This is a genomic window from Sphingomonas echinoides ATCC 14820 (assembly GCF_000241465.1).
GTDB classification, from domain to species: domain Bacteria; phylum Pseudomonadota; class Alphaproteobacteria; order Sphingomonadales; family Sphingomonadaceae; genus Sphingomonas; species Sphingomonas echinoides.
Genome location: NZ_JH584235.1, coordinates 3,989,391 through 3,995,551, shown reverse-complemented (window position 1 = coordinate 3,995,551; position 6,161 = coordinate 3,989,391). Strand labels below are relative to the sequence as shown.

At 64.8% G+C, this 6,161-nt stretch carries 5 protein-coding genes and 2 tRNA genes; 2 read left to right on the top strand and 5 right to left on the bottom strand.

Annotated elements, in window-relative coordinates; translation table 11 throughout:
- Window positions 1-331: 331 nt before the first annotated feature.
- From ON00_RS18485 to ON00_RS18470, 4 genes are all read right to left on the bottom strand, one after another.
- Window positions 332-408, bottom strand: a tRNA-Pro gene (locus tag ON00_RS18485).
- A gap of 87 nt (window positions 409-495) precedes the next feature.
- Window positions 496-572: transfer RNA gene (locus ON00_RS18480), tRNA-Ile, on the bottom strand.
- Between the two features lie 11 nt (window positions 573-583).
- Entirely contained in the window at window positions 584-1,609 is a 1,026-nt protein-coding gene (locus ON00_RS18475) for a polysaccharide deacetylase family protein (RefSeq protein ID WP_010408597.1), read from the bottom strand.
- 2 nt (window positions 1,610-1,611) lie between these two features.
- Entirely contained in the window at window positions 1,612-3,552 is a 1,941-nt protein-coding gene (locus ON00_RS18470) for a histidine kinase dimerization/phospho-acceptor domain-containing protein (RefSeq protein ID WP_010408595.1), read from the bottom strand.
- A gap of 204 nt (window positions 3,553-3,756) precedes the next feature.
- On the opposite strand from ON00_RS18470, the gene ON00_RS18465 reads away from it, so the two are divergent.
- Together ON00_RS18465 and ON00_RS18460 are read left to right on the top strand one after the other, a co-directional pair.
- On the top strand, window positions 3,757-4,224 hold the full coding sequence (locus tag ON00_RS18465) for an Lrp/AsnC family transcriptional regulator (RefSeq protein WP_010408594.1): 468 nt from the start codon (window positions 3,757-3,759) through the stop codon (window positions 4,222-4,224).
- A gap of 191 nt (window positions 4,225-4,415) precedes the next feature.
- Entirely contained in the window at window positions 4,416-4,676 is a 261-nt protein-coding gene (locus ON00_RS18460; protein WP_010408592.1) for a hypothetical protein, read from the top strand.
- A gap of 78 nt (window positions 4,677-4,754) precedes the next feature.
- Here the strand turns inward: ON00_RS18460 and ON00_RS18455 are convergent, their stop codons facing one another.
- Window positions 4,755-6,038 (bottom strand): hypothetical protein, encoded by a 1,284-nt coding sequence (locus tag ON00_RS18455; protein WP_010408590.1) that lies wholly within the window; start codon window positions 6,036-6,038, stop codon window positions 4,755-4,757.
- Window positions 6,039-6,161 lie beyond the last annotated feature (123 nt).

Genomic DNA, 6,161 nt, shown 5'->3' with positions numbered 1-6,161 from the left:
GTTAGGCGTCAAAACGACATCGAGTGCGGCTTGCGTCCGATGACAAATGGCGGAAATTGGCCATTCTTCGCAGAGATTTCAGACGCCGCACGACCGCCCCGCGCGCTGCTCGGCAAGGTTTGAAAGCGTGTCCGACGCCGTCGCGGACCGAATCGTGATTGGGAGAGCTTCGCCGGGCCGCCGATTGCCGGGGTATATACGACGCGCGATCGACCGCCCCTGCACTGCATATGCTGAATCGGCGCTGCGCTGTCCGCACGGCCGTGTGCAGAGCGAAAGCCGACCGCGAAGCGCCAGCCGCCAGCCACAAGAGATGCACGAGAAAGGGGGATGGTCGGGGAGACAGGATTCGAACCTGCGACATCCTGCTCCCAAAGCAGGCGCGCTACCGGACTGCGCCACTCCCCGACGGTGTCGTCGCTTAGGCGGGCTGGATCGTAAGCGCAAGCGCGCGCTTACGATCCAATCGCCACGCCCATCGAAAACGGTGCGACATGGTGGGCCCGGCAGGACTTGAACCCGCAACCTAGCCGTTATGAGCGGCCAGCTCTAACCAGTTGAGCTACAGGCCCCCGCGCCTTCGTTAGCGGCGTGCGTGCGCCGCTGCAATCACCTGATCGAGCGAAGCGGCGGCGATCCCGCGTCGCGCCAGATCGCCCAAAATCGCTTCCCACCAGCCATAAAAGGCCGCCAGATCCGCCGCGTCGCGCACATACGGGGTATTCCCGGGCACCAGCGACGGCGAGTGAAACGAGAAGTTCAGCACGCGCACCCCCTCCCCCACCGCCACCGCAATCGCCTCCAGCGCATCGTGCTGCGGCATATCTTCAGGCGTCAGCGCGACGCGCGCGAGCATGTGGGTGCGGGCGAACAGGCCGCGTCCCTTCGGCACGTGGCCCAGGGCACGATACAATCCTGCTGCTCCCCGTTGCCGCAACAGGCCCGTATATACCGTGGTCAGCGGCAGCTCGACCAAGCCGCCGTCCGGGCCGACATGAAAGGCCGCATTGCCAATCTCCGAGAAATCGGGCCCGCCGTCCGCCGCATAGCTATAGCGCGCGCGCATCGAGCTATCGAGGCGGTACCCGCGCTCCGCGAGCAAGCCGAGGGTATGCGGGCCAATGCCGTAGCGCCCGGCGCGATATGCGACCGGACGGGTGCCAAAGGCTGCGGTGATGGCGTCGGTGAGGCAATCGATCTTCGCCGCTTCGAGCGGGCGCGGCAGGTTCCCGACATAGCTGTTGCGCGAGGTCAGCGCCTCTTCGAAGGGCGGATTGACCCAGCCATGGAGTTGGGTGCCGATCGCCGAGACCCCATCCGCACAGGCGGCACGCAGCACATCGACCGCGCGCGCGTCCGACACGATCGGATAATCGACCATATAGGTCAGGGGCACGCCGTGATCGGCGAACCAGCGGTGGGCTGCGGGAATCGCCGCCACCGCCGACACCGCATGGCCGTCGCGGGTCAGCGGCGCGGCCCAGTCAAATTCCTCTTCGGTATCGACGAACACGATGAAGCGCGTGCCGAACGCATCGGGCCACGCGACCAGATCGGCGCGCGCGGGGGCAAGCGGACGAAACGCTGCGGCAGGATCGGGCGTCGCCACGATCAGTTGGAAGAAACCTGCTCCATCCCGGCAAGAGACGCGGCGGGCAGGCGCAAAGTCAAGGCCTTGTCGCCAATGGTCAAGCTGCCGCGCAGTTCGGCGGCCAGATTGCGCGCCAGCCGCAGCGCAAAGCCGGTGCCGAGCAACGGCGCACCCTCGCGCTCCGCCTCCGCTTCGGCATCGATCGTGAGCAAACTCTCCTCGGCATAAGCGGCGAGCGCCCTGGGCCGATCGAACACGATCGAGATGGCAGCATCGTCGCGCGCCGCCGCGACGCCAATCCGCTCGCCTGCGCTGCCCGATGCCACCAGCGTCGCCATCAACCGCGCCACCAGCCGCTCCACCGCCCGGTCATCGCCCAGGATCGTGAGCGATTCGTCGCAGACATGCTGTTCGAGCGAACTCCCTCGAAGCGTTGCGAGCGGCGCAAGATCGTTCAGGATCCGCGCCAGCAGCGGCGCGACCGGGACATCGCCGGTCCGCAGATCGAGCGCATGCGTTTCGATTCGGGCGGCCATGTCGATATCGTCGATCGCGGTCAGCAGGCCGCTCGACTGAGTCCGAATCGCCGCCGCATGCGCGCGATAGGCGGCCGGGACCGGACCCAGCATCTGCGATTCGATCATTTCGGCAAAGCCCGCAATGGCATTGGTCGGGGTCCGCAGTTCGTGCACCAATTGGCGCAGCGCATCGGCGGCGGGATTGCGCAGTTCGCGCGTGGGCTCGGCGGTTTCGTCGGCGCGCGGGCGTCGGGCGGTACCGCGATAGCCGGTGAAGCGCCCGCTCACCCGGTCGAACACCGGAATCCCGGTGATGCGCCACTGGCCGGCCGCATCCGAATGGCCATCCACCACCAACCGGGCGTTGGCAAAACCGGCACGCCGCCGAAACGCCCCCGCCACCACACCGTCCACCTGCGCGCCCTGCGTCGCGGGCGACAGGTCGAACGACAGGCCGATCAACGGCGCCCGCGCCGCCCCCTCGATCCAGCGGACGATGCCATTGGCGTCGGTTTCAAAGCGAAAGCTCTCGGCCTGGTGCGGCTCGGTCGCGAACAATTCGGGCTGTATTTCGAGACGCGGCGGGCCCGACGGCGTCTCCTCGCGTTGGCGCTGATAGGCATCGATTCGCGCGACCAGTTCGGCGATCTGGAAGGGACCGGTTTCGGGCGGCGATGCCGGTGGGGGCGGCCGCACAAACGCGATCGGTGCGGTGACCTCTGCGGCCGGTGGCGGGGCCGCAGAAGGCACGGCCGCGTGATCGGCGCGGCGCAACGCCTCGGCGACCACCGGCAACCCCGCCGCGACGGCGGCGATCGATACGAAGGACGACCGCGGCGCAATCGGTGGGGCGGCTTCGGGCAATTCTGGGGGCACCAGGACTGGGTCTGCCACCGCGTCGGGCTGGTCCGGCGCGGCCTCAACGGGCGGGACGGGTTCGGCCGCCGCTTCGGGACCGGGCGCGGGCTGCGGGTGGAGTTGGGGCGGCGGCGCTGCGGCCTGTTCGGGCTCGGTCGGGGCATGGAGCACGAAATCGACGCTGCCGAAACTTTCCAGCGCCCTGTGCACCGCGCGCGGCAGATCGCGCCGGTGGCGCAGGATCGACCGCGCGGCCGGCGACAGGCGCGGCAACAAGCTGGTCCATTCGGCGACAGAAAGACGCGCGGTTCGCAATACCGGAGCCGCGATCGACAGATCATCCTCGGCAAACACCGCAACCAAGGGGAGCGGGGGGCTGGCGAAGACCAGCCCGCGTGCGCTGGCGGAGCGCACCATCGGCGGCACGTCACCGCGAATCAGGCGCAAACGGGCGATCGCAGCATCGCTTGCCGCAGCCCGACCGCGCCCGATCAGATCGACCAACTGCCGCCATGTGGATTGCGCGCCAAAAGCGGTCGACATGTCTGCCGAAAGAACCGTCTCCAGGCTGTCGTCGAACCGCAAGCTCTTCTGTCCCCAAAATCGCGACGTCCCCATGCGTCGTAACGGCTCATGTGTCGTAACGGATTCTTAACCGGCGCAAAGGCCCCGCGTAACCCCGAGATTTGGCACCGTCGCAATGTGGGACAATTGCGTTCCGTAGTAATTATCTTATAGGCAACTGCAAGATGGCAATGCGAAACGCGCGTTACCCAGGAGCATTACGTAATGACATTCGATTCGATCGACCGCCGTATTCTGGAACTGCTTCAGGACGACGGACGAATGACCAATGTCGAACTGGCCGAGCGCGTCGGGCTGACCGCCCCCCCCTGCCTGCGCCGCGTGCGCGCGCTGGAGGAAGCCGGTGCGATCCGCGGCTACCACGCCGAGATCGATCCCGCCACCCTTGGTTATCCGATTACCGTGTTCGCGATGGTGTCGCTGCGCAGCCAGGCCGAGCATGATCTCGCCGCGTTCGAGGAGCATGTCGCCACCATTCCCGAAGTGCGCGAATGCCACATGCTGAATGGCGAGATCGACTTCATCCTGAAGATCGTCGCGGGCGACTTGAAGAGTTTCCAGGAAATCCTGATGACCCACCTGACGCCCGCCCCCAATGTGGCGAGCGTCAAGACCTCACTGACGATCCGCACCGCCAAATCGCTTCCGGGCATTCCGATCCGCGCGGGGTGATGGTTTTTAAACGCGAAAAACTTGCAAATCGCTAATAAATTGAAAATGATATCGCGCTGACAAGCGATTTTTTCATGAGCATGTTATATTATCAGGCGATTGATCTTCCCGGCGGCTATCTAAATTAAATTTGCATTGCCAATCGATTGATGACCTACTGAACCGTCACAATTTCAGAAGGAGCGTCGGATATGATCCTCCCTTACATGGCGTCGACCTGCCTAGGTATCATCGTCGGCTGGTTGATCTGGACGTTTGTCCAACGATCTGAAACCCTAACCGTAAAAGCGATCGCGTCGCTCGCAAGCTTGGCTGCGGGTGGGATCGTCATCGGCGCGGCGAGCGCCGTCAAACCAGGGGACGGCGATGCCGTATATGCTTACCCTATTGGCGCTCTTGTAGCGATCTTGGTTCTCGGCCTGCTCTCGATGGACCCAAAGACCTTAAAATAGGCTGGCAACTGCCCACTACGAAAAAGGGCGACCCGCAGGCCGCCCTCTCCGTCTCGTTTCGTGGCAAAGAACCCGCGATCAGGCCGTCGGCGGCGTGTCCACAAACACCGTCCACAACCGTGCGATCGCCTTGTTGGGGTCGGCAGCGACCTTGGCGAGAACCGCCTTGGCCTCGGCGCGATCGCCCGACAGCGCCAGCGCCATGCCGAGGTGCAGATTGTTGCGGTCGGCGTCGGGCGCGCCCTTGGTCTCGGCCAGGCGGTACATCTCGATCGCCTTGGCGTAATTGCGGGTGCCGAAATAGGCGTCCCCCGCCTGCTGGGCGAGATCGCCCTTGGGGGCAGCCTGGGCGTTCTTTTCCTTAATCGCGAGCGAGGTCGCGCCGGCGATGCCGGTCTTGGCGCGAGTCAGTTCCTCCGTCGCCGTGATATTGCCCTTGGGGATCGAATTGTTGGCAAAGCCTTCGTCGATCACCGTCTTGGCTTCATTGGGCAAGCCGACGTTGATCGCGGCATCGGCATAATCGATATATTCGCGCTGGCCGGTCTGGCTCTTGGTTGCCCACAGCAACCGATACAGATCGACGCGATTCTTGCTGTACTTCGCCGCTGCCGGGCCCTGGAAGCCGAAGGTGTAGATCGCGCCGCGCCAATTTTCCTTGGTGCCATATTCGGTCAGCCAGGCTGCGGTCCACGAATCGGCCCCTTCCTGGTCGCCCGCTTTGCCGAGGCGAGTGAAGGCATATTTATACCAGGATTCGGGAGCCTTCTTGCCCTTGGCTTTTTCGGCCTGCACAGCGGCTCCCAGATCGGCGATACCGCCCTTCACATCACCCGCATCGACCTTGGCGCGCGCGATGTTGAGCAGCAGATCGTCGTCGGTATAGCCAAGGTCCTTGGCCTTGGTGAAATACTCCACCGCCTTGGCATAGTCCTTGTTCGAATAGGCAAAGCCGGCGCGCGAGTTATAGCGGTTGCCGAGCTCGGCCTTCGGCGTCGCCGGATTGGCGATCAGCGCGTCGAGCGGCGGGGTAAGCGCGGCGATGCGGGCCGCTTCGGGCTGGCCTTGCGTCTGCGCGTTGATCAGCGACAGGCGCAGGCCCGAGGCGAGGTACCGCTCATAATCGCTCTTGGCCACGGTATCGAGCGTGTTGAGCGCGGTCTCGGCCTTGGCGAGATCCTTGGGCGTCGCGGCCAGCGCGGTTTGCGCTTCGACGGCGGCAGCACGCGCCGGTGCCGAAATCGTCGGCGTCGCCGGGGCGGCCTCTTCCTTCTTCTTGGCGATCGCGGGGGCGACCAGGGCGGCACCGTTCAACCCAATGACGAGCGTTGCCGTCAGGGCGATTTTCGAAACCATCTTCATTTCAGGACTCTCCTCAAGCGTCGCTGGCGCGGCGGAATACTGGCTTTGCTCCTAGCGCCGCCGGTTCGACCGTCAAGCGACGCGAGATGCGCGGCGGCGACTGAACGCGCTTTGAACGCGTTT